At 41.0% G+C, this 1,480-nt stretch carries 2 protein-coding genes and 1 pseudogene; all 3 read left to right on the top strand.

The genetic code is table 11. The annotated features are described in order from the left end of the window. Positions 1–66: 66 nt before the first annotated feature. The 3 genes and pseudogenes from ACFQWG_RS14195 to ACFQWG_RS14185 all read left to right on the top strand — a co-directional run bounded on the left by ACFQWG_RS14195 (position 67) and on the right by ACFQWG_RS14185 (position 1,403). A complete protein-coding gene (locus tag ACFQWG_RS14195) occupies positions 67–363 on the top strand; it encodes a transposase family protein (protein ID WP_380976526.1) in 297 nt (98 codons plus the stop codon). After that, complete coding sequence (locus ACFQWG_RS14190) at positions 345–521, top strand: transposase family protein (RefSeq protein WP_380976528.1); 177 nt, start codon at positions 345–347, stop codon at positions 519–521. The genes ACFQWG_RS14195 and ACFQWG_RS14190 overlap by 19 nt, the downstream gene beginning before the upstream one ends. Positions 522–600: 79 nt before the next feature. Next, positions 601–1,403: pseudogene (locus ACFQWG_RS14185) on the top strand (ISL3 family transposase). Positions 1,404–1,480: the final 77 nt, after the last annotated feature.

Here is a 1,480-nt window from a genome sequence, read left to right as displayed (position 1 = left end):
GCAAACAGACACCTTGAAATCCTTTAGAATAAAGTCGACGAAAACCATTCAAAGGAGTGTTTCAAGATGTCCTATTCAGAGTTTACCAAAGAGTTACTAGATATTCTAGACCTAAATCTTACCTTTCATGAAGATGCCTTTCGCAAAGAGCGAATCAATGACGAAACATGTTTTGTTTTTGATGGCACATTGACCTATCAACCAGAGGAATGCTTCCATTGCCACTATCAAAATAAGCAAACGATCATTAAATGGGGCTGGAAAAAAGTATCCATCTTATTGAATGATGTCAGTAACTACAAGACCATTCTGCGGATTAACAAACAGCGCTTCAAATGTAAACACTGTGGAAAGACTTTTTAGCAGAAGATTCAGTTAGTGATCGTCGCTGCTCCATTGCCCGCAGAGTCAAACAAGCCATTCTTGAGCTATTAAGTGAGCCTCTTTCTATGTCTTTGATTGCACGTATGAAGCACATTTCTCCGACCACTGTCATTCGAATACTTCAGCCTTCGGCCTAAAACCGTTTCTTTGAACCAGCCGTTACCAGAAGTGGTGTGTTTCGATGAATTCAAATCGGTGAAAAACGTCTCGGGAGCCATGAGCTTTGTCATGATGGACGGCAAAACCCATCAACTGATTGATATTGTGGAAAATCGGCAACTTGATCCTTTACGCGACTATTTCTTGCGCTACCCTATAAAAGTCCGTGAACAAGTGCGTCTAGTGGTTTCAGATTTCTATACACCCTATCGCACATTGGTGAAAGAGTGTTTTCCGAATGCCCGAATCGTCGCCGATCGCTTTCATATTAGCCGACACATTGGTCGGCTTTTACCAACCACCGAATTCAAGTAATGAAGACCTTTAAAAAAGGGGATCGTCGGTCGAAGCACTTAAAGAAATACTGGAGACTACTTCAAAAGAATGCGTGGGAATTGAAAGGTCAGCATCGCTACTGGCGTCCGTCATTTCGAGATCATCTGACAGAAGCAGAGATAGTCGATCGGCTATTATCTTATGATGATTCCTTAAAGCGAGGCTACGAAGTCTACCAGGATTTTCTTTCCGTTATCAGAAGACAAGATGTTCCTGAATTCGTCGCGCTCCTAAAAGAAGACTACAAGGAGTTGCCAGAGCACTACCAACCAGTGTTCACGACCTTCAAGAAATACCAAACAGAAATCAAACGAGCGTTGCGCGTTCCCTATTCCAACGGCCCTATAGAATGTTTGAATAACCATATCAAAGTACTAAAACGAATTGCCTATGGCTTTAGAAACTTTCAAAACTACCGAGAACGAATCTTTTTATATCGAGGAAAATATTTTAAGAAAACTAAGAATACTACCCAACTGACTAAAGCCAGAACAACAACACGGCTAGACAAGATAGCTGTCTAGCCGTGTGAGTATCTCGATTATTCTATTGAATTTCTTCACCAACACTCATTGACGAAGAGCCAAAATAAATTGAAATT

The organism is Schaalia naturae (genome assembly GCF_042665795.1).
Taxonomy (GTDB): domain Bacteria; phylum Actinomycetota; class Actinomycetes; order Actinomycetales; family Actinomycetaceae; genus Pauljensenia; species Pauljensenia naturae.
The sequence above is the reverse complement of the archived record's forward strand: the minus strand, read 5'-3'. Positions and strand labels throughout refer to the sequence as shown.